Consider the following 24,700-nt stretch of genomic DNA (forward strand, 5'->3'; position numbering starts at 1 on the left):
GAATGCACCGAAACAATAATCCCTACAAGATAAATCGGGTTTTAAAACAAGCAGTTCAGACCACTTTATCAGTAGCTTAGTTTTTCAATATGAGGCATAATGCCCAACAACGTTGCGGTGTCGCGTGATTGCTAAGTACTTTTTAATCAATTCTTATCAATCACGCGACACTTTAATCGCTATCCCATAATTTTAATTAGGGAATGGGACTCTTCACCGAGGTTGTAAAATGAGACAAACGATTTTAGCTGTATTGTCTTTATCAACGATGGCTGCACTCTTAACTGGGTGTGGCGGTGATATGGTACTACTAAACAATAAAGGTCCAGTTGGTCAAGGTCAAAGTAACTTGATGATGACTGCGATCTATTTAATGCTATTGGTGGTAATTCCATCAATCATTATGGCATTGTGGTTTGGTTGGAAATATCGCGCGTCGAATAAAGATGCAGACTATAAACCTACTTGGGCACACTCTACGACAATTGAGATCGTTGTATGGGGTGTACCTGTCATTATTATTGGTATTTTAGCTTGGTTAACTTGGTGGGGTTCCCACAAGTACGACCCTTACCGTCCGTTAGAATCTGATAAAGCACCATTAACCATTCAAGCTGTCGCTGAACAGTTTAAATGGATCTTTATCTATCCTGAGCAAAACATTGCAACGGTAAACGAAGTACGCTTCCCAGAACAAACACCAGTAAGCTTTAAGATCACTTCTAACTTCACGATGAACTCGTTCTTCATCCCTCAGTTAGGCGGTCAGATCTATGCGATGGCTGGTATGCAAACTCACCTTCACCTGTTAGCAGATGAACCAGGTATTTTCCGTGGTTTCTCAGCAAACTATTCAGGCTACGGTTTCTCACAAATGCGCTTTAAAGCACATAGCGTGACTGAGCCAGAATTTGCACAATGGGTAGAAGCAGTTAAAGCTGGCAATGGTACAAGTATCAACCCTGAAGCAATTCAAAAAGGCACACTTGACCAAGCTGAGTTAGCAACGCTTAAAGATGGTGATCGTTCTAAGCATCAGATCGAGCATTTAGTCAATCGTGCTAAAGCTGCTGGTGATGAACAAGCACTTGCTAAAGCTGAAGCAATGAAACCGTTCCCGACTAAGCCACACCCTGTGACTTATTACTCATCAGTTGAGCCAAAATTGTTTGAAACAATCATCAACCACTATATGAGTAACTATCACGGTGCTGACCATTCTGCTGCAAATGCAGAAACTCATGCTGCAGCAGAACACGCTGCTCAAGGGGAATAAGACATGGATATGATTTTTGGTAAACTAGGGTGGGATTCGATCCCGACAGAACCCCTTGTACTTGTCACCATGGTCTTTATGGCACTTGGTGCGATTGCTGTTCTTGCAGGTGTCACCTATTTTAAAAAATGGGGATATTTGTGGAATGAGTGGTTTACATCTGTAGACCATAAAAAGATTGGTATCATGTATATCATCGTATCTGTAGTCATGCTGTTGCGTGGTTTCGCCGATGCGATCATGATGCGTCTACAACTTTTCCTCGCGAAAGGCGGCGGCGAAGGTTACTTACATCCAGACCACTACGACCAGATCTTCACCGCACACGGTGTGATCATGATCTTCTTCGTAGCAATGGGTCTTGTTGTCGGTATGATGAACATCTCTGTACCTTTACAGATTGGTGCTCGTGACGTTGCTTTCCCATTATTGAACTCTTTAAGCTTCTGGTTATTTGCTGGTGCTGCTGGTTTGATGATGCTTTCACTTGTATTAGGTGAATTTGCTGCGACTGGTTGGATGGCTTACCCTCCTCTATCTGGCATTCAATATTCTCCTGGTGTAGGTGTTGACTACTATATCTGGGCACTTCAGGTTTCTGGTCTAGGTACGCTTTTATCTGGTGTTAACTTCTTTGTTACCATCATCAAAATGCGTGCACCTGGCATGAAATTGATGGACATGCCGATCTTTACGTGGACTTCACTTTGTACGGCTGTATTAATCATTGCATCATTCCCTGTATTAACAGGTACGCTTGCAATGCTTACTTTAGACCGTTACTTCGGTTTCCATTTCTTCACCAATGAGCTTGGCGGTAGCCCAATGCTTTACGTGAACTTGATCTGGACATGGGGTCACCCTGAAGTATATATCTTGGTATTGCCAGCATTTGGTCTATACTCAGAAATCGTTGCAACCTTCTCTCGTAAAGCGTTGTTCGGTTACAAGTCTATGGTGTATGCGACAATTGCAATTACTGTACTTGCATTCGTTGTATGGCTTCACCACTTCTTCACCATGGGTGCTGGTGCGAACGTTAACGCGTTCTTCGGTATCATGACCATGGTTATTGCGATTCCTACAGGTGTGAAAATCTTCTCTTGGTTATTCACAATGTATAAAGGTCGCATCACCTATACAACACCTATGTTATGGACGCTTGGCTTCCTTGTAACATTCGGTATCGGTGGTTTAACTGGTGTACTTATGGCTGTTCCACCTGCGGACTTCCTAGTACACAACTCATTATTCTTGATCGCTCACTTCCATAACGTAATTATCGGTGGTGTGGTGTTTGGTATGTTTGCCGGCATCATCTTCTACTGGCCGAAAATGTTTGGTTGGAAGCTCAATGAAGCATGGGGTAAAGCTGCGTTCTGGTTCTGGTTCATCGGTTTCTATTTTGCATTCATGCCACTTTATATCCTTGGTTTCATGGGTATGACACGTCGTTTGAATACATATGACAACCCTGAATGGGATCCGTACTTAGCCATTGCGTTATTTGGTGCTGTTCTTATCGCAATCGGTATTGCATGTTTCTTAATGCAAATCATTGTTGGTTTCTTACAACGTAAGGACAATATGGATCACACTGGCGATCCATGGGATAGCCGTACCCTTGAATGGGCAACGTCATCTCCTGCTCCATTCTATAACTTTGCACATGTACCAGAAGCTAGCGGTGTAGACCGTTTCTGGACTGACAAAGAAAATGGTGTAGCATACGCACGTGACACTAAATATGAAGACATCCACATGCCGACTGATCGTGCTGCTGGTTTTGTCATTGCAATGTTCATTACTGTACTTGGCTTTGCACTCATCTGGCATATTTGGTGGCTAGTTGTTGTTTCATTCGTTTCAGCTGTTGTTAGCTTGATCGTAAGCTCATTCACTAAGAATGTTGACTACTACGTTCCTGCTGCTGAAGTTGAGCGTATTGAAAACGAACGCTATGCTTTACTTGAAAAACACTTGAAGAAGGACTAAGGAAATGGCTGAAGTACTTCATCACGACAACCACGGCCACGATGGTCATCATGAACATGATGATACGGACTTAACGGTCTTTGGTTTCTGGACATACTTGATGAGTGACTTGATTCTTTTCGGATCACTCTTCATTGCGTTCGCTGTATTAAGCAGTCATATTCCACCAGGAACTCCAAGTGCATATGACCTGTTCCATGATTCATTAGGCTTCGTGTTAACTGAAACATTTGCCTTATTGATCTCATCGGTAACATTTGGTTTTGCTGTACTTGCATCGTATAAAAAGAATGTAAATCAAGTGATCACTTGGTTATTCATTACATTCCTTTTTGGTGCATCGTTCATTGGTATGGAAATCTATGAGTTCCATCACCTTGTACATGAAGGCCATGGTCCAACTCACAGTGCTTTCTTATCAGCATTCTTTACTTTGGTTGGTACACACGGTATCCACGTAACTTCTGGTTTAGTGTGGATGTTGGTATTGATTTACCAAATCAAAAAGAATGGTTTGACCTTACCGAATACACGTCGTCTTGCTTGCTTAAGCTTGTTCTGGCACTTCCTTGACATCGTTTGGATCTGTGTATTCAGCGTCGTTTACTTACTGGGAGTTCTCTAATGAGTAGTCATGACCATAATGCTGCAGGTGCGTCACACGGTAACTTTAAACAGTACACAATTGGATTCATCCTTTCTGTTATCCTCACCATCATCCCCTTCGGGATGGTGATGGCGGGTGGTTTCAGTCGTGGCATTTTAGTTACAGTAATTGCAATTACTGCTGTTGCTCAGGTACTTGTACAACTTGTGTACTTCTTGCACATGAATACATCATCTGAACAGCGTTGGAATCTTATTGCATTTATCTACACAATCTTATGTATCGCTGTACTTTTAGTCGGCTCTGTGTGGATTATGAATTACCTACACTACAACATGATGATCTAAACTGATTGTCATGTGGAAAAAGTACTTATTCCTGACTAAACCAGGAATTCTCTTCGGTAATTTTATTACCACCTTGGGCGGCTTCTTCTTAGCCGCCCAAGGCTCTATAGACTACCTCTTATTATTGCTTACCCTACTCGGAACAACTTTAGTAGTTGCCTCTGGTTGTGTAGTCAATAACGTTATTGATCAAGACATCGATCAAAAAATGCAACGCACCATGAACCGTGCACTTGTGACAAAAACCATCTCCCCGACAGTGGCTATGTGCTATGCACTGGTTTTAGGTGTGATGGGCTTTAGCATTCTCTGGTTCTATGTCAATGCCTATGCATTTTTATTCGCGGTCATTGGTTTTGTGGTCTATGTCGGTTTTTATAGTTTGTGGAGCAAACGCACTACAATCCATCAAACCGTCATTGGTAGTATTTCTGGAGCGAGTCCACCTGTTATTGGTTATGTGGCTGCAAGTCATCAGTTCGATATGGCGGCTTTATTGATCTTTGTTGCATATGCTTTATGGCAAATGCCACATTCATGGGCAATCGCAATTTATCGTTTTGACGACTACAAAAATGCAGGCGTTCCTATTTTACCTGTAGCCCGTTCCATCCTTAGAACAAAAATCGAATCACTAATTTATGTGGTTTTATTTACTCTAGCGATGAATGCTTTATATATCTATGGATACACCAATATTGTTTTCTTGGTCATCTGTAATGTACTTTGCATTTACTGGTTCTACATTGCTATTTTAGGATTCAAGGCCGAAGATGATCAGCTTTGGGCCAAACGCTTTTTCCTTTTCTCAGTAATTCTCATTACTGTCATCAGTTTAAGCTTTAGCTTTACCTTTAAAAGTCCTGCACCATTCTTCCCTATTTTTTAAAAAGATAGAGAATGCTCTATCTTTTTATGCTCTCCCAATTTTTATCATTTCGTGCAATAAAAACATTCAGTTCTTTATTGCCTAAATGACACATCATCATCCATCTATTTTAAAACCAAGATAAATTTGAGATACAGTTTTTCCTAACCAAAAAACTCACTATCTTGCTCAAAGCTTCTAAATATTTGATTCATCTTATTGGTATATTTCTGATCTAACGTTTGCCACAATGATGTTGGCAAAGGTAAAAATTCCAATGTATCCGAACCATCTGAAGGTGCACAAAAACGGATTTCATAATCAGGCTGCAAAATTTGGTTGAGTGCCTTCAAGGTCGTATCTCGATCAGCCCCCTTGCCCTGATAAGGAATAATCAATGTTTTATCTTGATAATAAATGCTAATCGTAAAGCCTTGCTGATTCTCTGCACAGAGCGTCTCTGCACGCAAATGATCTGTTCGTAATATATTTTCACAATATTCAATAATCGCCTCGTCTTCTTCACGCCAGTCAATAATCATTAATACCTGATAAATATCGCCATCATACTGCTCAAAAACGTCTGAATATGCGTCCTCGCTGCTTGACTGTAAAATCGTCTCAATCAAAGCCACTGTTTCTAAAAATTGTTGTTGCATCTTTATCCCCTGTTTTATTTTAAGAATATTTCGTAAAGACTATGGCAAATTTGCTTTATAGCGTCAATTTGCATATAATCCCCGCTTCGCAATTTGCGACATAACTTTTTAGTTATGACTCCTTGCTTCTAATTATTTTTAATTAGGGGCTGCTTAAACCGTAAGGAGCTGACAATGCGTCACTACGAAATCGTACTACTGGTACATCCAGACCAAAGCGATCAAGTTGTAGGTATGGTTGAACGCTATATCTCTCAGATCAAAGAAGCTGAAGGTCAAATTCACCGTTTAGAAGATTGGGGCCGCCGCCAATTGGCTTACCCGATTAACAAAATTCACAAAGCACACTACATTCTTATGAATGTTGAATGTGGTCAAACGACTCTTGATGAGCTAGAAGAATTGTTCCGTTATAACGATGCAATTATTCGTAACATCATTATTCGCCGTGAAAATGCAATCACTGAAGAATCTTTGCTTGCTAAAAGTGCTGAAGAAAAACGTGCGCGTAAAGCTCAACGTGAAGAAGCACAACACGTAGTTCAAGAAGCTGAATAAGGAGAACATCAATGGCACGTTTTTACCGTCGTCGCAAGTTCTGCCGCTTTACAGCTGAGAACGTTACGTACATCGACTACAAAGATATCGACACTTTGAAACAGTACATCACTGAAAACGGCAAGATTGTTCCTAGCCGTATTACAGGTACTAAAGCTCGTTATCAACGTCAATTAGCGTTAGCTATTAAACAAGCTCGCTATTTGTCTTTGATTCCGTACACTGACAACCATAAGTAAGTGAGGTGAGCTGTGGACGTTATCTTATTACAACGCATTAAAAATCTTGGTAAATTAGGCGATAAAGTATCAGTTAAAGCTGGTTATGGTCGTAACTTTTTGATTCCTCAAGGTAAAGCAGTAGCTGCAACTGAAGCTAACACTTCAGCTTTTGAAGCTCGTCGTGCTGAACTTGAGAAACAAGAAGCTGACATCTTAGCTGCTGCAACTGCACGTGCTGAACAATTGAACGAAGTTAACATCGTAATCACTGCGAAAGCTGGTGACGAAGGTAAACTTTTCGGTTCAATCGGTACTCGTGACATCGCTGACGCTTTAACTCATGCTGGTCTTACTGTAGACCGTGCAGAAGTTCGTTTACCAAACGGTGCGCTTCGTCACACTGGTGAATTCAACATCGCAATCCAATTGCATCATGATGTTGTTGCTGAAGTTCTCGTTACTATCGTATCTGAGTAATTTCTGCAAAGAAAAAGAGCATGTTTTACATGCTCTTTTTTTTTATGCTTAAAAAATACAAAAAACACATCTAAGTTATTTTAAATTTTATAATTTCATCTCTATAGGGCTATATATGCAAAAGAAAAATCGTATCATCGCTTTGGTACTTGCAATGTTTTTAGGTTTCTTCGGAATAGACCGTTTCTATCTCGGCAAAAAGACCACTGGTATTTTAAAATTAATCACTTTTGGTGGCTTAGGTTTCTGGTGGTTTATTGATACAACCCTACTCCTGCTTGATGCCTTCCTCTACTCCTTGGGTAAGGACACTGGCTTCGTGAAAGATGCCCAAAAGAACGATCTTCGCTACGGCCTTTCGGCCTACCGTTTAAAAAATGGAAAATTCGTACAGGACTGGTTTGTGAAACCTTAAAGTAAAATTGCTGATTTTTATCTTTACACAAACCTGAGCATGCCAGATGTAATAGCAGAAATGACTACCTATTATGCTATTGCATCACTTACACAATTTTCACTGAATTAAATTGTCCCGATGGCCTCCATTTGGATTAAGATAGTCACTCGGTTTTGTTCCATCTTTTTATTAGGTCTTGTTATGTCACAGGCGAATGCCAATTTTACAAAAAATTCTCCAAACACAGAGAGTAAAGTGAGTGACTCAGGTCAACTAAAAGAATTCCGCACCCCACCTCATAACCTTGCCATTGAGCAAGCAGTTTTGGCCGCGTTAATGACAGTTGCTGAATCATTTGAGCAGGTCAGTGACTTACTCAAAGAAAATGATTTTTATGCGACACGTCACAAATATATTTATCGTGCCATCGAAAAACTGGCACAAGAAAACTCACCTTATGATGCCGTTTTGGTCAATGACTGGTTACTTAAACAAAACCTACTAGATGCAATTGGTGGTGAAGAATACTTGATGCAATTGATGGCTGATTCACCATCAAGCTTCTACAACCTTGAAACCTATGCGAATAAAATCAAAGAGTTTTCTACACTGCGTACCATGATCAAAGTCAGCAGTGATATTTTACAAAATGCTTATGACACCAAAGGCCGTCCTGTTAGTGAAATTCTAGACTTGGCCGAAACCCAAATTTTTTCGCTGGCAGAGCAGCACAATAACAATAAAAAAGATTCAGGGCCTAAATCCATCAGCTCAGTCACCGCAGATGTTATTACCAAGCTGGATGAGCTTTCTAAATTAGATGGCAACATTACTGGTTTAACCACAGGCTTCTTGGAACTCGACAATAAAACTTCAGGGATGCAGGCTGGAGATTTGATTATTGTTGCAGCACGTCCCTCGATGGGTAAAACCACGTTCGCCATGAATTTGGTTGAAAGTGTACTACAATATAACCGCTTACCTGCTCTTGTATTCTCGATGGAGATGCCAGCAGACTCGATTGCCATGCGTTTGATCTCGGCCATGGGTAAAGTCCATCAAGGGCATCTACGTTCAGGTAATCTCGATGCAGACGAATGGACCAAAGTTACGGGGACCATTCTCCAGCTACAAGAAATGCATCTCTATATCGATGACTCATCTGCCCTGCCACCAACCGAACTTCGTGCACGTGCACGTCGTGTGGCCAAAATGCATGATGGGAAAATTGGCTGTATCATGGTCGACTACTTGCAGCTCATGAAAGTACCGGGCATGGGTGATAACCGTGTCGGTGAAATCTCGGAAATTTCACGAAGCTTAAAAGCTTTGGCCAAAGAAATGCAGTGTCCTGTCATTGCACTCTCGCAGCTTAACCGTAGTTTGGAGAACAGACCAAATAAACGTCCTGTTATGTCAGACTTACGTGAATCAGGTGCGATCGAGCAGGATGCCGACTTAATCATGTTTATTTACCGCGATGAAGTCTATAACAAAGAATCTAAAGAAGCCGGTACTGCTGAAATCATTATCGGTAAGCAGCGTAACGGACCGATTGGTAGCGTACGCCTCGCATTTGAAGGTCAATATACCCGTTTTAGTAATCTGTCACCTGAGTTCTACGCTCAGTATGAAGATGACGAATAATCTCTAAAAGATTCCTGCTTTATATATGTTTCAAGTCGACCCAAAGGAGAACTCAGGGTGCGCCAAGCTACAGTTTATATTGACAGTAAAGCACTGCAATATAATTTAAACCGTGTTAAACAACTGGCTCCACATTCAAAAATCGTCAGTATGGTCAAAGCCAATGCTTACGGACATGGAGTTAAAAACTGTTTAGCCGCCTTAGAGGCCACGGATGCTTTTGGTGTCGCCTGTTTAGAAGAAGCTTTAGAAATCAGGCGACTGGGCTATACTCAACCAATTACGCTGATTGAAGGTGTTTTTTCTGTAGATGAAATGACCGATGTAATTGAGCAAAAGCTTGAATGTATCGTTCATCATGCGCAGCAAGTCGAATGGCTGATTCAGCATAAACAAGCTTACAACGCTTTAGGTTTAAAGGTCTGGGTCAAACTGAATAGCGGAATGAACCGTTTAGGCTTTAAAGTGACTGAAATTATCAGTGTGATTCAACGTTTAAAAGCTGAAGGTTTTACCTGTGTCCTCGCCATGCACTTTGCCAATGCCGATGTAGAGCATCCGTTGAATGGACAGCAGAAACAACAGTTTTTACAGGTAAAACAGGCCTGCGAACCTATTTTAGTATCATGCTGTAATTCTGCCGCAATTTATAAATATCCTGAACTGCATTTTGATTTTGTTCGTCCAGGCATCATGCTTTACGGCGCATCCCCATTTGCTGATAAAAATGTACATGAACTCGATCTAAAGCCAGTCATGACCTTCAGCGCAGAAATCATTGCGCTCAATCAGATCCAGCAAGGTGAATATGTTGGTTATGGTTCAACTTATACTGCACAAGACTCGGCAAAAATCGCAATTGTTTCAATTGGCTATGGTGATGGCTATCCACGTGCGTATGTGAAGCCAAACTTCGTTGCCATTGACCAACAACTTGTTCCAGTCGTTGGTCGCGTCAGTATGGACATGATTGCGATTGATGTCAGTCATGTACAAGCTGAAATTGGTACAAAGGTTGAGCTTTGGGGCCAATCTCGCTTAGTCGATGATGTTGCTGCGGCGAATGGAACCATTGGCTATGAATTGCTTTGCCGCCTGACACAACGCCCTACACGGCAGCTAGATAACTAAACACGACTTGATCAACGGGTATGTTTTATCTCTAATATCGTTTTAACAATTTAAATTCAGCATGTTAAAACTGATTTATGATAATCCACTTTATAAAATGCCGATCCAGCAATTCGTACTTTTTCTGATACGCGTTTCGATCGGCATTTTTTTCTTCACCACAGGCTTCAACAAGCTTTTCGTTGAAAAAAATAAATTGATTATGCTGGAAACAATCATCGATGCAGGCATTCCATTTCCTGAAATCATGAGTACGTTTGTTTCAACCACTGAAATGCTTGCGGGTTTATTTCTAATTCTCGGATTATTGACTCAGATCAGCAGTATTTTCTTGTGGATGATTTGTCTGACAGCGTTATACACTGTTGGTATTCATACCATTCCAAGCGGCTTAGATCCCATTAGCTGGTTGAGTTGGTTGTTCTATATTCACGATTTGCTGTACATGTTTCTTTTGGCAGTCCTCATTACATCCAGACCAACAATCCTGTCACTGGATCGCATTCTGAGTAGAAAAATCCGCTAACTGCATAAATTTTAAACCTTCAAAACCTACTTTCAGTGGCTTTGAAGGTTAATTACGATTTACAAACCATAGTCAGCAGTTGGCTTTGGCAGCTCTTGCAAACCACGACGCAAGGTTTCAGACCATTGCTTACTGATTTGGGTAAAATAAGGATCATCATCACCAATTCGTTTCCCTGCTGGGATGATAAAACTGTCTTTATGATAAACCAACGCATCTAAAGGCAAACCCACCGAAACATTGGAGCGTAAAGTAGAATCAAAAGAAATCAGTGAACAGCGCAATGCATCATCCAAAGGCATATCGTAATGTAAAGCACGGTCTAGAATCGGTTTACCATACTTGCTCTCACCAATTTGAAAGTACGGCGTATCAGTCGTTGCACAAATAAAGTTCCCTTGTGGGTAAACATTATAAAGCTGCATTTCTTCGCCTTGAATTTGCCCACCCACCAAGATGCTGCATGAATAATTCATCTGCTCTTGGGTGTCACTGGTAATATCTTCTAGCACTTTGCGTAAAGTCTTACCCACCAATTCAGCCACTTCAAACATGGTATTGGCACTGTATAAGTTTGGCTCCTGATGTAACGCCAAAGCATTCTGCAAATGCCCGATCACGGCCTGAGTCGTGGCCAGATTGCCTGCTGTTTGCAAAGCAATAAAACGCTCACCTTCAACACCAAAGGTATGCAACTTACGAAATACAGAAATATGATCGACCCCTGCATTGGTTCTGGTATCACTAATCAATACCAACCCCTGCTCTAATCGTAATGCGCAACAATAGGTCATCTTTCTCTCTTTACATTCAACACGCCAAAACCTGCACCACAGACATCATACTTTCCACCCCACCTTGCTCACGGATACCTCTTACAGGTGCCACATCTAAATAATCACGGCCAACTGCAACGTATATATGATTTTGAGGTGTAAATATCTGGTTACTTACATCGAAACAATACCACTCATTATCCACAAAAACCTCTGCCCATGCATGACTGGCGAGGTGTGGCTGATTTTCATCGTAGATATAGCCCGAAACGTAACGTGCTGGTAATTGTAACGCACGACACATGGCAATTAATATATGTGCATGGTCTTGGCACACCCCTTGACCCGCATAAAAGGCATCAATCGCCGAGGTTGTCACAGAGGTACTTTCTGGTAAATAAGGTACTTGTTGGAGAATTTTTTCTGCTAAAACAATCAAATGTTGTCGATCTTTCACCCTGACAATAGACTGTGCAAAATCAGTCATAGTCAGATCACAACAGGTCATTGCGGTACGCTGTAAAAATAACAGCGGCGAAACATCAGTTTCGACATGCCCCAATTCAGTTGCATATAAATCGACCACACCCTGAGCCATGATCGTCAAATAACGATAATCATGGCGTTGCGTGGCGGTAATCCATAAGTTGTTAAACGCATCTCGCTGACATGAATATTGCCCAGGAACACTGATATGCCAATTTTCAACACTTTGATGCCTCGAACTCTGTGGCATCATTTTGATGGATTGAACACTATTTCGCGCAATCTCAGTATATTGATAATGCGTTTGGTGATTCACCATAAGTTTCATGAGGATGCCTCAAATTGATTTTCCAATTTATAGGTAAATGCATAAAACTGATTTAAATAAGGCTGCTGTTTTAATGTCTCCCAACACGGTTGCAAGTCTTGCCATCCCAAATGATATAAGCGCTCAATGGTTGGATCGATTGCATCAAACACCGCATGCGTATTGTGCTGAAACCGAAAATAAGTATCAATTTGCTCAACACATTGCCCGATATGAAAAAATAGAAAGACATCTTCCTGCTCAGTTTTTAGAATATCACAACAGTTTTGCACCACCTCTTGAATCGCCATTCCGTCCGATGCTGTATTTTTAATCAAATAATTCAGTTCTGCATAGCCTTGGGCAGTCAATAGTCCTCGTAGTTCCTGAATATTGTCCCGAGCAATCTCAAGCTGACTCAACAGCGAATAGGGCTGCTGCCGATCTAACATAAATTGATTTAAGCTCTCCGCATCCTCAATATGCAAACAAAGCGCCTGAGCGAACTTGGAAGCTTGCTGATCATCGTCAAAAGGTAGTTGCCCTGCGACATGCGCAATACGAAATAGATAACGTCCTAACCAATAAATATGTTGAGCACTTGAACTCAGTAAAAGCATAAATCTCCTCCCTTTTCTTTATATCAACATCATTCCCCACCCTCACTGGAGGGCCGAGAAATATGGTTTAAGAACGTAAGCTCTCGACGACCCAAGTATCTTTAATTCCTCCACCTTGAGAAGAGTTAACCACAAGTGAACCCGCTTGCATGGCGACACGTGTTAAACCGCCTGGCACAATTTCAGTACGGTAGGGTGAGCTTAAAACAAAAGGACGCAGATCAATATGTCGCTCCGCAACACCCTCTGTGGTCAAAGTTGGTGCAACCGATAGTGCCAAAGTCGGTTGTGCGATATATAAATGCGGTGTCTCAATCAATTTTTGTCTAAAACTATCAATTTGCTCTTGGTCTGCTTGCGGTCCAATCAGCATGCCATAACCACCAGAGCCTTGAGCTTCTTTGACCACCAATTTTTCCAGATGACTGAGCACATAATCGAGTTGCTCGGCATCTCGACATTGATAGGTCGGCACATTATTTAAAATTGGCGCTTCGCCCAAATAGAATTGAATCATTTGATCGACATAAGGGTAAATAGACTTGTCATCCGCCACACCAGTTCCCGGTGCATTGGCAATCACAACATTATGCTGTAAATATGCAGACATCAGTCCAGGCACACCCAAAGTACTGTCAGGTCTAAAGCTAAGCGGATCTAAAAACTCATCATCCACACGACGATAAATCACATCAACCTGCTGACGACCACGGATGGTTTTGACAAAAACTTTATCGTCCTCGACAAATAGATCGCGGCTGGTCACGAGCGGTACATCCATTTCACGTGCTAAAAAGGAATGCTCATAATAGGCACTGTTAAAACGTCCAGGCGTTAACACCACAATCAAAGGCTGATCCACATAAGCATTTTCTTCAAGAATTGCTCTTAACAGACTTGGATATTGTTCAATCCCTTGTAAATTATTGCTGCTACATAAATCAGGCATCAATTTCTGGCTGATTTTTCGGCTTTCCAGCATATAAGACACACCAGAGGGTGTACGTAAATTATCTTCCAGTACAAAGAAATCCCCTTGACCATCGCGAATAATATCAATGCCACTAATTTGTGAATAGATTTTTCCTTTAAGCTGATGTTTCAACATATGTGGCTGAAATGCTTCATGCGCAATCACTTGTTCAGCGGGAATGAGGCCTTCTTTTAAAATATGTTGCCCATGATAAATATCATCTAAAAATAAATTCAGTGCTTTGACCCGTTGAGCACAACCTGTCGCGATCTTTTCCCATTGTTTCTTTTCAATCACTCGTGGAATAAGGTCATAAGGAATGGTTCGTTCCGCGCCCTCTTGATCACCGTAAACATTAAAAGTAATCCCTTGATAAAGAAAATGCTGTTTCGCTTGTGCTTCCAGTGTTTTTAAATCATCAAGACTACGAATACTCAACCATTGTTCAATTTTTTTCGAAGCTTCACCGTTAAAACTTTTGTCATCCAGCATTTCATTGAAAAATTGAGATTTAAGCTGCTCAAATAAATTTGTCGTCACCTCGAGCTGTGGAATAAATGTAGACGTATGAACGGAGACCGCTGCATTTTGTTCTGGCGCATAATAATCTGTGCTGACATGTAGGTTGTGTTCTTGTTCTGACATAGAAACCTCGTCTCATCATTTATTTATATCTAATAAAAGCAATTTCAATGCCACTTATACAAAATGATCAAATTTCAACCAGACTTCAAATATTTAAGCAAAATTAGCGTCATTTCAGTCGTAAATACGTAATCTGGATAGGATGGACTTGATAATTAAGTATAGTTTTTTTATTGTGTCTGCTTTAGACCATTGAATTACGTATTTCGCTTATGTCATCCGTACAAGAAAAAGAAACATCCAATAGCCTTTATCGCCAATGGCAAATTTTATCCCGCCTTTCGACTGGGAAATGGATGGGTACCCGTGAATTACAAGAAATATTAGAACGCGAAGGCATTGATATCAGTCTGCGTACCATCCAGCGTGATTTAAACCAGATTGCACAACGTTTCCCGATTGAGAGTAATAAGACCGTACCGCAAGGTTGGCGTTGGCGTTCAGACGCACCCATTCAAAGCTTGCCGCACATGACCAGCTCGCAAGCAGTCACCTTTATGATGGTTGAAGAGCATTTACGTCACTTGCTCCCACCAAGCTTATTAGAGGAAATGACGCCTTGGTTTGATCTTGCCAAACGCAGCCTATCGACTCAGAACAATGTTCGACAATGGATTAACCGTGTTCGTATAGTGCCTGCCACACAACCATTGATTCCGCCAGTCGTAGACAAACATGCGCAGCAAGCGATTTACGAAGGGTTATTACAAGACAAACAAATCGAATGTATTTACCGCGCCAGAACCCACCAAGGCGAAGATAAGACCTATATCCTCAATCCACTGGCTTTGGTTCAAAAAGGTGCAGTGATTTATTTAATCTGTACCCGAAACGATAAAACCGAAGTACAAACCTTTGCTTTGCACCGCTTTAAAGCAGCAACAGTCTTGGATAGTCGCGCCTTACATCCTGTGAACTTTGAAATTGATAATTATATTGAATCAGGGGCTCTTGGTTTCCGCGTTGACTATAACAAACCAACTGAACAGATTCATTTAAAGCTCACCATGACGGAAAGTACAGCAAAAAGCTTTTACGAAAGCCAATTGAGTAAGGATCAAATCATCCAACATCTGGAAGAAAATATTGTTGAAGTGTCTGCAACTGTCCCATTTACCTCACAACTGGTATGGTGGCTCAGAAGCTTTGGTAAGAAAATGCTGAATATTGAACCTGCTGCGGCTTACAATGCAGTGAGAGAGATTGAGGAAACACCTCAATAAAAAAGAGAACCTTTCGGTTCTCTTCGACTTTTTATATATTTTATTATCAAACACTCAGATTTATTTTTATTCTTTAAATGTTCAAACCAACCTCTCTCCCCGCCTTGATCAAAATTGGTTTGTACCTTTTTAAGCGCTTCGATTTAAATTAACATCGGCACGCCAATTCATAGCCATTGTAGCGGATTCTCTTTTTCGTCATGGTTAAACCCTCTTTGTTTGAACGTAAAGCCAATATAACGAGGATTTTTTAGGCTGTGAAATAACAAAGATTGGAATCAAAAGCTGTTTTTTTGCTATTACTGTTCAGTGCTCGCAAATTAAATTATTGATCTTCTTTCTTTGACAATAATGTCTCGAAACCATGTAGATAGGTAAAACGTCCAGCCTGAGTTTGATACTGATCAATTTGAGGCACTAAGCACTGAAAATGCTCAGACTGCACATGTCGCTCTAATGCTGAACGATCAACCCATTCTTCAATAAAAACAAAATGGCCTATCTGTTTATGATCATGATAAAGATCATAAGCAATACATCCAGCTTCAGTCCGAGTTTTTTCGACAAGCTCCTGATAAAGCGGTAAAACGATGTCGATACAGTCTGGCTGGATAAAGTCTTCAGCAATCAATTTTAAAGTCATCTCTCAACTCTTTTTCTAAATAACCGCCATAAAAAAAGCTCCCAAATCAAATTTGAGAGCTTTCTTGTCATCGACTCAGCTTATGCTGAAAATGGATGACGCAATACAATTGTTTCTGCACGGTCAGGACCTGTTGAAACGATATCAATTGGGCAACCAATTAAAGTTTCAATACGACGTACATAAGCCAACGCATTTGCAGGAAGTTGATCAATTTGAGTTAAACCAACAGTAGAATCACTCCAACCAGGCATGGTTTCATAAATTGGCTTCAAGCTTTCGAATGAAATAGCATCAGAAGAACCTGCACAGCCTGAATCGACATCTTCATAGCCCACACAGATTTTAACTTCTTCTAGGCCATCTAATACATCAAGCTTAGTTAAGCAGATACCAGACAACGAGTTCACTTCAACAGAACGGCGCAAGATTTCAGCATCGAACCAACCACAACGACGTTGACGACCAGTAGATGCACCAAACTCGTGACCCACAGTACCTAAATGGCGACCAATTGCATCACCTGTATCTGTCGCAGCATCATAGTGCAACTCAGTTGGGAATGGACCCGCACCTACACGTGTTGTATAGGCTTTGGTAATACCCAACACATAGTCCAAATGAAGTGGCCCCATACCTGAACCAGAGCTCACACCACCAGCAGTGGTATTTGAGCTTGTTACGAATGGATAAGTACCATGATCGATGTCAAGCAATGAACCTTGCGCACCTTCAAACATGATTGCCTTACCTTCTTTACGGTAATCATGTAACACTTTAGTCACGTCAATGACTAAAGGTGCAAGGACTTCACGCCATTCATTGCAAAGCGCAAGCACATCTTCAAACTTAACTTCTTCAACGCCATAAAATTGAGACAATTGGAAGTTATGAAGCTCAAGCATTTCTTTGAGTTGTGCTTCAAGTAACGCACCGCCACGAATCAAGTCTGCTACGCGTACAGCACGACGTGCAACTTTATCTTCGTAAGCTGGTCCAATACCACGACCTGTTGTACCAATTTTTGCATTGCCACGTTTTTTCTCACGTGCTTGGTCAAGCGCGATGTGGTTTGGCAAAATAAGTGGGCAGTTTGGAGAAATACGTAAACGCTCTTTAACAGGTACGCCTTCACTTTCCAAGATCGCCATTTCTTTAATTAGGGCTTCAGGAGAAAGAACAACACCATTCCCGATTAAGCACAATACGTTTTCACGTAAAATACCTGATGGAATGAGGTGTAATACAGTCTTCTTACCACCTACGACAAGCGTATGACCTGCGTTGTGTCCGCCTTGATAGCGAACTACCGCTGCCGCTTGATCTGTGAGCAGGTCGACGATTTTACCTTTTCCTTCGTCGCCCCATTGGGTACCAAGTACCACAACATTTTTGCCCATAATAGCCTCATTACATCATGCTGTTAAAATTGGAAACTAAGTCGTTAAGCAACTTAGCAATTAAATCTTTTCAATCACCCATTGGCCGTTTTGAGACACCATTTTATGGGTCGCATAAGGCACTGAGCTTAAATCGTCATGACCTAACAACTGCACGACACGCAAACCTTTGCTACGTGCCTCTGCAATTGCATTGAATAAATCTTGGTCATTCCCTCTAGGAGCAACTACAGTGTTAATTTCAACAAACTGTGTTGCGCCTAAAGCATATAAATCACAACTAAATCCTGTTGCTGGACGTGCACGTCCAAAATGCTCACCAATTCCATCATAACGCCCACCTTGAGCCAGTGGCGCTGCACGATTTGGTGCATAAATGGCATACATCAAACCTGTATGATAGTGATAGCTGCGTAATTCAACCACATCTATCCCAATGTTCAGATTCGACCAACGAGATTGAATTTGCACGAATGTAGATTTCAACGCATCTAATGCATTTTTGAAATCAGCATCATTTAAAATATCTTGGCTTAAATGTGTTTCTAATGCATTCAAGTCACTTGCATAACGACCTAAAGCATAAAAATCCGCACCCATCACTAAATCTTGAGTGAATTCTTCTAACTCAGGGAAAGCCTTACGCTGATATAAATCAGAAAGTTCGCTTTCGGTATTTTTATTTAGACCAGCGCGTTTAACCAGACTACGGAATAAACCGACATGGCCTAAATCTAAATGAACACCATCTAAAGTATGGGTATGTTCAATTAATGCCAACATGACATTGATCATTTCGACATCAGCTTCAATGCTGTCATGACCATACAACTCTGCACCTAACTGTAACGGTGCGCGTGTTGCATTAAAATTCTGTGGTTTAGTATGTAAAACTGAACCTGCATAGCAATAACGTGCCACGCCTTCAATTGGTCGAACATGGGCATCAATACGTGCCACTTGCGGTGTCATATCCGCACGTACACCGAGTAAACGACCAGAAAGTTGATCAATCACTTTGAAGGTAACTAAATCTAAATCTTGATTAGATTCTGAAAGTAGAGAGAGCGATTCGATGTATTCAATAAATGGCGTATACACCAATTGATAACCTCGAACTGCGAGGAAATCTAAAGCTTCTCGACGCAATGTTTCAACAACTTGCGCTTGTTCTGGCAATACATCTGCTACCCCGTCAGGGAGCAACCATGTCTCTGAAATGGCCATGTTCCAAACCTAAAATCTGTTCAATGTGGAAGCATCCACACAAAAAGCAACCACATAAAAAAATCGGGTGAATGCCCGATTCAGCGTAGTGTAGCACGAAGATTTATGCGATGCACCTTCGAATTTGAATAAATCTTTCGGGATTAATGATCAACCAACTTAATTAAACAGGAAAAATTAACGAATAGATTCAACAAATTAAAACTATTCACTAAGACGATAAGTCCATGTTCTTGCCCCTAAGAACTGCCCAACATCTGAACTATCACCCTGCTTCCAGTTGATCAAGTTTAATTTTTTTACTGCACTGATTGCCTGTGTATTGAATGCAAAACAGCCTTTTTCTAGTTTGGCGATATTTAAACGTTGATTTTGCATCATCCATAAATCTATTGGAGTGTCTCCACCCGAATAGAGATGACTTTTCTCATAGTTCAAATTTTTATCCACATTCCATAAAGTACTTGAAACAAATTGAATATCTGCTGCCTGATTGTCTCGATTTCCCAATAAACTCTGTGTTTGGCCTGTTTCTAAATTATCTAATGAAATTAAGTTATAACCATGCCATTGAGTATCTAAAAACTTAAAATACTTTTTGTCTTCACCTAAATTATTATACCTAGAAAGCATTTGCTGCTTTTGCTCATTAAAAAATGAGAAAGGAGAAAATACCAACCCAGACTCTAGAAAAGACTGACTCCATTGAGTTTCTTTTAAACGATAGCAATAACTGTCTTTGGGAAATACTGAATCTTTATAATTTTGATAAAACTTAATTAAATCTTGATCAAGTCGAGTTGGCGTCGCAATTAAATCAAAGTTTTCTCTATAACCAGGCAACATACGATCGAATATATTTTCTCCGTCTAATTTCACTACCTCAAAATTCAGGTTCTGTTTAAGATCTGCAGTACGTTCATACAGCCATTGGGTAGAAGATATTCGTTTAACGATGTTCGTCTGTGGCGTTCCTTTTTCTAAAATTTTAGTCTCAGTCAGTATCTGCTGCTCTAAAGGTTGATTATGTGATTTGCTGAAATTAAACTCATTTTTTAAAATTGAATACGAGGTAATTTCGAAATAATCCGAATAAATATTTAAAGAAATATTAGGAGATTGATAATAAACTTGATAAAGAATATCCTCTTGAGTTGGCTTTTCCACCACACTTGCATCATTATTCTGACCTGATCCACCACCACATGCTGTCAAAACCATAGAGGTCGAAATAAGCAAAAAATTACGTTTCTTAAAATTAATGTTCATACAATCACTGTAATACTAATATTAGTTATTTTGGAAATCATATTATATAAATTAGCTTCATTTAATACAAAAAAAATTAAAAATCTTAAAGGTTTTTATCTCCGCCCTTCACGATAATCTCCAACACATTCACTAATTCAACATTTTGCTTTTCTAAAGCCGCAATATTGGCCACGGTTCTATCAAGCACTTCCTGTTGCACATGCATTTTCTTTGCCAAATCCTGCATGATTTCCAAACTCTTTTTCAGATGTAGTTCTAAATGTACAACTTTTTCCTCAAGTTGCAAAACTTGAACATCTTGGTTTTGTACTTCTACATTTTTAAACTGCAACCAAAATAAAAACACAACCGCCGCCAATAAAACAGCAATAAATCCCCAAATCAACATCAACTATTACTCCACATTATTTTTTATATTTTATTAAACAATTAATCACAAAACGATTCACACAAATCCAGTAAACGATTTGCATATCCCCATTCATTATCATACCACGCAAATACTTTCGCTTGATGTCCCACTACCATGGTTTGCGTTAAATCGACGATCAATGAATATGGCGAATGATTAAAATCACTTGAAACCAGATCTTCATCCGTCACCTGCATAATCTGTGCATAATCAAACTGAGCTGCTTTGCTCAAAACTTCATTCACTTTATGCACGGTAATGGGTGAATGCGAAACAAAGCTTAAATCAATCGCGGCCACATTAATGGTCGGTACACGAATCGAATAACCATCGATACGATCTTCCATTTTTGGCATGACTTGTTTTAATGCACCTAATGCACTCGATGTGGTTGGAATAATATTTTGACCTGACGCGCGTGCGCGACGTAAATCTCGATGTGCATGGTCTAATACTGATTGATCCGCTGTGACTGCATGGATTTCTGTCATTAATGCAGTATCAATACCAAAAGCATCATCAATGATTTTGACCAAGGGAACCAAAGCCTGAGTAGTACAAGACACACTGGAAATAATTTGATCTGTGGCTTTTACCTCAGCATGATTGACACCGTAGACAATGGCAGCATCAACTGAGTCAAAAGGCGCAGCACCGATAATGACACGCTTCGCGCCTGCCTCAACATGGCGAGTCGCATCAACACGTGAGCGGAATAAACCTGTACATTCCAGCACCACATCTATGTTTAAGTCTGCCCAAGGCAATAACTCAGGTTGCGCCTGCTTAAAAACCTGTAGCTTTAATTGACGTTGATTGGACTGAATACTGAGAAAAATATGTTCATTTTCAATCAAAATTTGAACTTGTCCTGCAAAACGCCCATGTGTGGTGTCGTACTTGAACAGGTGCACCAAAGTTTGCACATCGGCAATGTCATTGATGGCAACGATTTCAAATTGAAACTGTTTTGGACTTTCAAACCATGCACGTAATACATTTCGACCAATTCGACCAAATCCATTGATAGCGATACGTTGCATGTAGGGTCCTTATTCATAAAAACATCATCTTTTCTATGCTATATGGTAAAACATCAAGCGCGTTGTTGAATATAGATTTTTAGCTTAAACACAGTTTTATATGATATTGCTTGCAAAATCGTTGGTGAGGGGCGTATTTTCCGTTATAATTTAGCACCTTTAAAATCTATGCCACGCAATGGGTTCGATTGTAGAACATCAAAAACAACGGACTTTGTTGCATATAGCCAAATTCAAAATTATGGAGTGTCTTGGTTGTGAGTACTCGCTTTATGACATCAGCTGAAATCCGTGAAGCCTTTTTGCGTTATTTCGAATCGCAAGGCCATACACGTGTTGCTTCGAGTTCTCTCGTTCCTGCCAACGACCCAACTTTGCTGTTTACCAATGCTGGTATGAACCAGTTTAAAGATTGTTTCTTAGGTTTAGAAAAACGCGACTATGTCCGCGCAGTTTCATCACAAAAATGTGTCCGTGCAGGCGGTAAGCACAACGACCTCGACAATGTCGGTTATACCGCACGTCACCACACTTTCTTTGAAATGTTGGGTAACTTCTCTTTTGGTGATTACTTCAAACGCGATGCGTTGAAATTTGCTTGGGATTTCTTGACCAGTGAGCAATGGTTAGCACTGCCAAAAGATCGTTTATATGCAACGGTTTATCATACCGATGATGAAGCGTTTGAAATTTGGAATAAAGAAATTGGCTTAGACGCAGATCGTATTATCCGTATCGGCGATAACAAAGGCGGAAAATACGCATCAGATAACTTCTGGGCAATGGGCGATACAGGCCCTTGTGGTCCATGTTCTGAAATTTTCTTTGACCATGGCGATCACATTTGGGGTGGTTTACCAGGTACACCAGAAGAAGATGGCGATCGTTTCATCGAAATCTGGAACAACGTATTCATGCAGTTCAACCGTACTGCAGATGGTGTTATGCACCCTCTTCCAGCACCTTCTGTTGATACAGGTATGGGCTTGGAGCGTATTTCTGCTGTTTTACAACACGTTAATTCAAACTACGAAATTGACCTGTTCCAGCACTTATTAAAAGCAGCAGCTGACATCATTGGTCTAGATACCACTGTAATTGAAGCTGAAGCGAAAGCACAAAATAAACCTGTTGAATATCCAGCATCTTTAAAAGTCATTGCAGACCATGCTCGCTCATGTTCATTCTTGATTGCCGATGGTGTAAACCCTTCAAATGAAGGTCGTGGCTATGTGTTGCGTCGTATCATTCGTCGTGCAGTACGTCATGGCAACAAATTGGGCGCAACAGGTTCGTTCTTCTACAAGATGTTACAACCGCTGATTGAAGTGATGGGTGAAGCCTATCCTGAACTAGCAGCACAGCAAGCACGCATCGAAGCGCAACTGCTTAAAGAAGAAGAGCAATTTGCTAAAACACTTGAGCAAGGCTTGAAATTACTCGAAGGTGAATTGGCTCAACTGAAAGGCAATGTCATCCCAGGTGAAACTGTATTTAAACTTTATGATACTTACGGCTTCCCAACAGATTTAACGGCTGATATCGCGCGTGAACGTGACCTTACGATTGATGAAGCTGGCTTCGAAGTTGAAATGGCGGCACAACGTCAGCGCGCACGTGATGCAGGTAAATTTGCAGTTGACTATAACAGCATCGTAAAAGTTGAAGGCGAAACTCAATTTGATGGCTATGATGCAACTCAAGGCCACGGTCAAATTGTTGCAATCTACAAAGATGGCGTTCAAGTTGATGAAATCAATGAAGGTGATGAAGCCCTTATTGTCTTGAACCAAACCCCTTTCTACGCGGAAAGCGGTGGTCAAATCGGCGATACAGGTCTATTCAAAAACGATACAGGTATCTTTGAAGTACAAGATACTAAAAAATCTGGTGGTGCTTTTGTTCATCAAGGTATCGTGACCATGGGTAGCCTGAAAGCAACTCAAAACGTTGAAGCGACAGTAAAAGTAGACATTCGTGCAGCAACGGCACGTAATCACTCTGCGACTCACCTTCTACATGCTGCTTTGCGCCAAATTCTGGGTGAACATGTTCAACAGAAAGGTTCTTTGGTTGCGAGTGATATTTTACGTTTCGACTTTGCCAATGACCAACCTGTTTCGTTTGAACAGTTGCAACAGATCGAGCGTTTAGTCAATGCTGAAGTGATTGCCAACAGCCCTGTAACGACTGAATTGTTGGATATTGAATCTGCAAAAGCCAAAGGCGCAATGATGCTGTTTGGTGAAAAGTATGGTGAAGAAGTTCGCGTCCTGTCTATGGGTTCTGTGATTGAAGAGAAAAACTTCTCTATCGAACTGTGTGGCGGTATTCACGTTAAGCGTACTGGTGATATTGGTCTCTTCAAAATCACCTCTGAAGGTGGTGTCGCTGCGGGCGTTCGTCGTATTGAAGCTGTGACTGGCACCAAGGCGCTTGAAGTTGTTCAAAAAACAGAAACTGATATCCAAACCATCAACGGTTTGTTGAAAGCGCAAAAAGACCAAACTGTAGAGAAAGTGGAAGCCATTGTTGAAACTGCTTCTAGCTTACAAAAGCAAATCGAACAATTGAATCAAAAGTTAGCGAGCTTCCAAGCAGCTGAACTTTTAGATCAAGTGAAAGAAATTGCTGGCCGTCAAACGCTTATCACATCGGTAAAAGGTTTAGATGCCAAATCATTACGCAATCTTCATGACAGCGTAAAATCAAAATTAGAAGATGCAGTCATTATTTTAGCTGGTGTTGAAGGTGATAAAGTGAGTTTAATCGCTTCCGTCGCTAAACAATACGCTGCAACTCTAAAAGCAGGTGACATCATCAAACATTTAGCTCAAGAGCTTGGTGGTAAAGGTGGTGGTAAACCTGACTTAGCACAAGGTGGCGCGCCACTTAACGAGAAGTTTGATCAAGTCATCGCAGCATTACCTGCTTGGCTTGAGCAATAATAAAGACTTCACTTTT

Annotated in this window: 25 protein-coding genes; 14 read left to right on the plus strand and 11 right to left on the minus strand. The window is 40.8% G+C overall.

The features are described from left to right. Positions 1-229: 229 nt before the first annotated feature. The 5 genes from cyoA to cyoE are packed head-to-tail and all read left to right on the plus strand — an operon-like array spanning position 230 to position 5,114. Entirely contained in the window at positions 230-1,276 is a 1,047-nt protein-coding gene (gene cyoA, locus MMO42_RS03855) for a ubiquinol oxidase subunit II (RefSeq protein WP_005293031.1), read from the plus strand. Positions 1,277-1,279: 3 nt separating this feature from the next. Beyond that, on the plus strand, positions 1,280-3,271 hold the full coding sequence (gene cyoB, locus MMO42_RS03860; RefSeq protein WP_241319381.1) for a cytochrome o ubiquinol oxidase subunit I: 1,992 nt from the start codon (positions 1,280-1,282) through the stop codon (positions 3,269-3,271). A 4-nt stretch (positions 3,272-3,275) separates the two neighbouring features. Beyond that, positions 3,276-3,896: a cytochrome o ubiquinol oxidase subunit III gene (cyoC, locus tag MMO42_RS03865; RefSeq protein ID WP_005293026.1), complete on the plus strand. Its 621-nt coding sequence runs from the start codon at positions 3,276-3,278 to the stop codon at positions 3,894-3,896. Beyond that, positions 3,896-4,225, plus strand: coding sequence for a cytochrome o ubiquinol oxidase subunit IV (locus MMO42_RS03870; RefSeq protein WP_005293023.1), 330 nt, complete (start codon positions 3,896-3,898; stop codon positions 4,223-4,225). The genes cyoC and MMO42_RS03870 overlap by 1 nt, the downstream gene beginning before the upstream one ends. Positions 4,226-4,235: 10 nt before the next feature. Continuing rightward, complete coding sequence (gene cyoE / locus MMO42_RS03875; protein ID WP_241319382.1) at positions 4,236-5,114, plus strand: heme o synthase; 879 nt, start codon at positions 4,236-4,238, stop codon at positions 5,112-5,114. A gap of 143 nt (positions 5,115-5,257) precedes the next feature. Here cyoE and MMO42_RS03880 read toward each other — a convergent pair whose 3' ends face one another. Next, positions 5,258-5,752 carry a hypothetical protein gene (locus MMO42_RS03880; RefSeq protein ID WP_241319383.1) on the minus strand — a complete coding sequence of 165 codons (495 nt, stop codon included), beginning with the start codon at positions 5,750-5,752 and terminating at the stop codon, positions 5,258-5,260. A 174-nt stretch (positions 5,753-5,926) separates the two neighbouring features. Between MMO42_RS03880 and rpsF the strand changes: the two genes are divergently transcribed. The 7 genes from rpsF to MMO42_RS03915 all read left to right on the plus strand — a co-directional run bounded on the left by rpsF (position 5,927) and on the right by MMO42_RS03915 (position 10,709). After that, the gene (gene rpsF / locus MMO42_RS03885; RefSeq protein WP_005293014.1) at positions 5,927-6,310 is read left to right on the plus strand and encodes a 30S ribosomal protein S6; all 384 of its coding nucleotides are present in this window, start codon (positions 5,927-5,929) and stop codon (positions 6,308-6,310) included. A gap of 11 nt (positions 6,311-6,321) precedes the next feature. Next, entirely contained in the window at positions 6,322-6,549 is a 228-nt protein-coding gene (gene rpsR, locus MMO42_RS03890) for a 30S ribosomal protein S18 (RefSeq protein ID WP_004278792.1), read from the plus strand. Positions 6,550-6,561: 12 nt separating this feature from the next. Continuing rightward, on the plus strand, positions 6,562-7,008 hold the full coding sequence (rplI, locus tag MMO42_RS03895; RefSeq protein WP_005152015.1) for a 50S ribosomal protein L9: 447 nt from the start codon (positions 6,562-6,564) through the stop codon (positions 7,006-7,008). 115 nt (positions 7,009-7,123) lie between these two features. Then, a complete protein-coding gene (locus MMO42_RS03900; protein ID WP_241319384.1) occupies positions 7,124-7,423 on the plus strand; it encodes a TM2 domain-containing protein in 300 nt (99 codons plus the stop codon). 183 nt (positions 7,424-7,606) lie between these two features. Continuing rightward, the gene (gene dnaB / locus MMO42_RS03905) at positions 7,607-9,052 is read left to right on the plus strand and encodes a replicative DNA helicase (RefSeq protein WP_005152008.1); all 1,446 of its coding nucleotides are present in this window, start codon (positions 7,607-7,609) and stop codon (positions 9,050-9,052) included. 57 nt (positions 9,053-9,109) lie between these two features. Further along, a complete protein-coding gene (gene alr, locus MMO42_RS03910; RefSeq protein ID WP_241319385.1) occupies positions 9,110-10,183 on the plus strand; it encodes an alanine racemase in 1,074 nt (357 codons plus the stop codon). A gap of 61 nt (positions 10,184-10,244) precedes the next feature. After that, positions 10,245-10,709, plus strand: a complete 465-nt coding sequence (locus tag MMO42_RS03915; protein ID WP_241319386.1) for a DoxX family protein — start codon at positions 10,245-10,247, stop codon at positions 10,707-10,709. Between the two features lie 59 nt (positions 10,710-10,768). Here the strand turns inward: MMO42_RS03915 and MMO42_RS03920 are convergent, their stop codons facing one another. The 4 genes from MMO42_RS03920 to MMO42_RS03935 form a co-directional block, all read right to left on the minus strand. Further along, complete coding sequence (locus MMO42_RS03920) at positions 10,769-11,503, minus strand: proteasome-type protease (protein ID WP_241319387.1); 735 nt, start codon at positions 11,501-11,503, stop codon at positions 10,769-10,771. Between the two features lie 16 nt (positions 11,504-11,519). After that, a complete protein-coding gene (locus tag MMO42_RS03925; protein ID WP_241319388.1) occupies positions 11,520-12,299 on the minus strand; it encodes a transglutaminase family protein in 780 nt (259 codons plus the stop codon). Then, positions 12,296-12,898 carry an alpha-E domain-containing protein gene (locus tag MMO42_RS03930; RefSeq protein WP_241319389.1) on the minus strand — a complete coding sequence of 201 codons (603 nt, stop codon included), beginning with the start codon at positions 12,896-12,898 and terminating at the stop codon, positions 12,296-12,298. Before MMO42_RS03930 ends, MMO42_RS03925 begins: the two co-directional genes overlap by 4 nt. A gap of 67 nt (positions 12,899-12,965) precedes the next feature. Next, entirely contained in the window at positions 12,966-14,516 is a 1,551-nt protein-coding gene (locus MMO42_RS03935; RefSeq protein WP_241319390.1) for a circularly permuted type 2 ATP-grasp protein, read from the minus strand. 212 nt (positions 14,517-14,728) lie between these two features. Between MMO42_RS03935 and MMO42_RS03940 the strand changes: the two genes are divergently transcribed. After that, entirely contained in the window at positions 14,729-15,739 is a 1,011-nt protein-coding gene (locus MMO42_RS03940; RefSeq protein ID WP_241319391.1) for a WYL domain-containing protein, read from the plus strand. A 325-nt stretch (positions 15,740-16,064) separates the two neighbouring features. Here MMO42_RS03940 and MMO42_RS03945 read toward each other — a convergent pair whose 3' ends face one another. The 6 genes from MMO42_RS03945 to MMO42_RS03970 all read right to left on the minus strand — a co-directional run bounded on the left by MMO42_RS03945 (position 16,065) and on the right by MMO42_RS03970 (position 21,736). Continuing rightward, the gene (locus MMO42_RS03945; RefSeq protein ID WP_241319392.1) at positions 16,065-16,382 is read right to left on the minus strand and encodes a putative quinol monooxygenase; all 318 of its coding nucleotides are present in this window, start codon (positions 16,380-16,382) and stop codon (positions 16,065-16,067) included. Between the two features lie 80 nt (positions 16,383-16,462). Then, positions 16,463-17,782 (minus strand): adenylosuccinate synthase, encoded by a 1,320-nt coding sequence (locus MMO42_RS03950; RefSeq protein ID WP_005292983.1) that lies wholly within the window; start codon positions 17,780-17,782, stop codon positions 16,463-16,465. Between the two features lie 60 nt (positions 17,783-17,842). Continuing rightward, positions 17,843-19,009 (minus strand): ATP phosphoribosyltransferase regulatory subunit, encoded by a 1,167-nt coding sequence (locus MMO42_RS03955; protein ID WP_241319393.1) that lies wholly within the window; start codon positions 19,007-19,009, stop codon positions 17,843-17,845. 204 nt (positions 19,010-19,213) lie between these two features. Next, entirely contained in the window at positions 19,214-20,278 is a 1,065-nt protein-coding gene (locus MMO42_RS03960) for a hypothetical protein (RefSeq protein ID WP_241319394.1), read from the minus strand. Positions 20,279-20,363: 85 nt separating this feature from the next. Then, entirely contained in the window at positions 20,364-20,669 is a 306-nt protein-coding gene (locus MMO42_RS03965; protein ID WP_241319395.1) for a hypothetical protein, read from the minus strand. Between the two features lie 41 nt (positions 20,670-20,710). Further along, on the minus strand, positions 20,711-21,736 hold the full coding sequence (locus tag MMO42_RS03970; RefSeq protein ID WP_241319396.1) for a glyceraldehyde-3-phosphate dehydrogenase: 1,026 nt from the start codon (positions 21,734-21,736) through the stop codon (positions 20,711-20,713). A 257-nt stretch (positions 21,737-21,993) separates the two neighbouring features. Here MMO42_RS03970 and alaS point away from each other — a divergent pair, with 257 nt between their 5' ends. Further along, positions 21,994-24,684, plus strand: coding sequence for an alanine--tRNA ligase (alaS, locus tag MMO42_RS03975; RefSeq protein ID WP_241319397.1), 2,691 nt, complete (start codon positions 21,994-21,996; stop codon positions 24,682-24,684). Positions 24,685-24,700: the final 16 nt, after the last annotated feature.

It is taken from the genome of Acinetobacter sp. ANC 3882, assembly GCF_022549545.1.
In the GTDB taxonomy this organism is placed as follows: Bacteria; Pseudomonadota; Gammaproteobacteria; order Pseudomonadales; family Moraxellaceae; genus Acinetobacter.

Excerpts from the sequence above, each read along its gene's own strand:
- cyoA (WP_005293031.1), top strand. The coding sequence starts at position 230 with ATGAGACAAACGATTTTAGCTGTATTGTCTTTATCAACGATGGCTGCA.
- cyoB (WP_241319381.1), top strand. The coding sequence starts at position 1,280 with ATGGATATGATTTTTGGTAAACTAGGGTGGGATTCGATCCCGACAGAA.
- cyoC (WP_005293026.1), top strand. The coding sequence starts at position 3,276 with ATGGCTGAAGTACTTCATCACGACAACCACGGCCACGATGGTCATCAT.
- MMO42_RS03870 (WP_005293023.1), top strand. The coding sequence starts at position 3,896 with ATGAGTAGTCATGACCATAATGCTGCAGGTGCGTCACACGGTAACTTT.
- cyoE (WP_241319382.1), top strand. The coding sequence starts at position 4,236 with ATGTGGAAAAAGTACTTATTCCTGACTAAACCAGGAATTCTCTTCGGT.
- MMO42_RS03880 (WP_241319383.1), bottom strand. The coding sequence starts at position 5,752 with ATGCAACAACAATTTTTAGAAACAGTGGCTTTGATTGAGACGATTTTA.
- rpsF (WP_005293014.1), top strand. The coding sequence starts at position 5,927 with ATGCGTCACTACGAAATCGTACTACTGGTACATCCAGACCAAAGCGAT.
- rpsR (WP_004278792.1), top strand. The coding sequence starts at position 6,322 with ATGGCACGTTTTTACCGTCGTCGCAAGTTCTGCCGCTTTACAGCTGAG.
- MMO42_RS03900 (WP_241319384.1), top strand. The coding sequence starts at position 7,124 with ATGCAAAAGAAAAATCGTATCATCGCTTTGGTACTTGCAATGTTTTTA.
- dnaB (WP_005152008.1), top strand. The coding sequence starts at position 7,607 with ATGTCACAGGCGAATGCCAATTTTACAAAAAATTCTCCAAACACAGAG.
- MMO42_RS03915 (WP_241319386.1), top strand. The coding sequence starts at position 10,245 with ATGTTAAAACTGATTTATGATAATCCACTTTATAAAATGCCGATCCAG.
- MMO42_RS03920 (WP_241319387.1), bottom strand. The coding sequence starts at position 11,503 with ATGACCTATTGTTGCGCATTACGATTAGAGCAGGGGTTGGTATTGATT.
- MMO42_RS03925 (WP_241319388.1), bottom strand. The coding sequence starts at position 12,299 with ATGAAACTTATGGTGAATCACCAAACGCATTATCAATATACTGAGATT.
- MMO42_RS03930 (WP_241319389.1), bottom strand. The coding sequence starts at position 12,898 with ATGCTTTTACTGAGTTCAAGTGCTCAACATATTTATTGGTTAGGACGT.
- MMO42_RS03935 (WP_241319390.1), bottom strand. The coding sequence starts at position 14,516 with ATGTCAGAACAAGAACACAACCTACATGTCAGCACAGATTATTATGCG.
- MMO42_RS03940 (WP_241319391.1), top strand. The coding sequence starts at position 14,729 with ATGTCATCCGTACAAGAAAAAGAAACATCCAATAGCCTTTATCGCCAA.
- MMO42_RS03945 (WP_241319392.1), bottom strand. The coding sequence starts at position 16,382 with ATGACTTTAAAATTGATTGCTGAAGACTTTATCCAGCCAGACTGTATC.
- MMO42_RS03950 (WP_005292983.1), bottom strand. The coding sequence starts at position 17,782 with ATGGGCAAAAATGTTGTGGTACTTGGTACCCAATGGGGCGACGAAGGA.
- MMO42_RS03955 (WP_241319393.1), bottom strand. The coding sequence starts at position 19,009 with ATGGCCATTTCAGAGACATGGTTGCTCCCTGACGGGGTAGCAGATGTA.
- MMO42_RS03960 (WP_241319394.1), bottom strand. The coding sequence starts at position 20,278 with ATGAACATTAATTTTAAGAAACGTAATTTTTTGCTTATTTCGACCTCT.
- MMO42_RS03965 (WP_241319395.1), bottom strand. The coding sequence starts at position 20,669 with ATGTTGATTTGGGGATTTATTGCTGTTTTATTGGCGGCGGTTGTGTTT.
- MMO42_RS03970 (WP_241319396.1), bottom strand. The coding sequence starts at position 21,736 with ATGCAACGTATCGCTATCAATGGATTTGGTCGAATTGGTCGAAATGTA.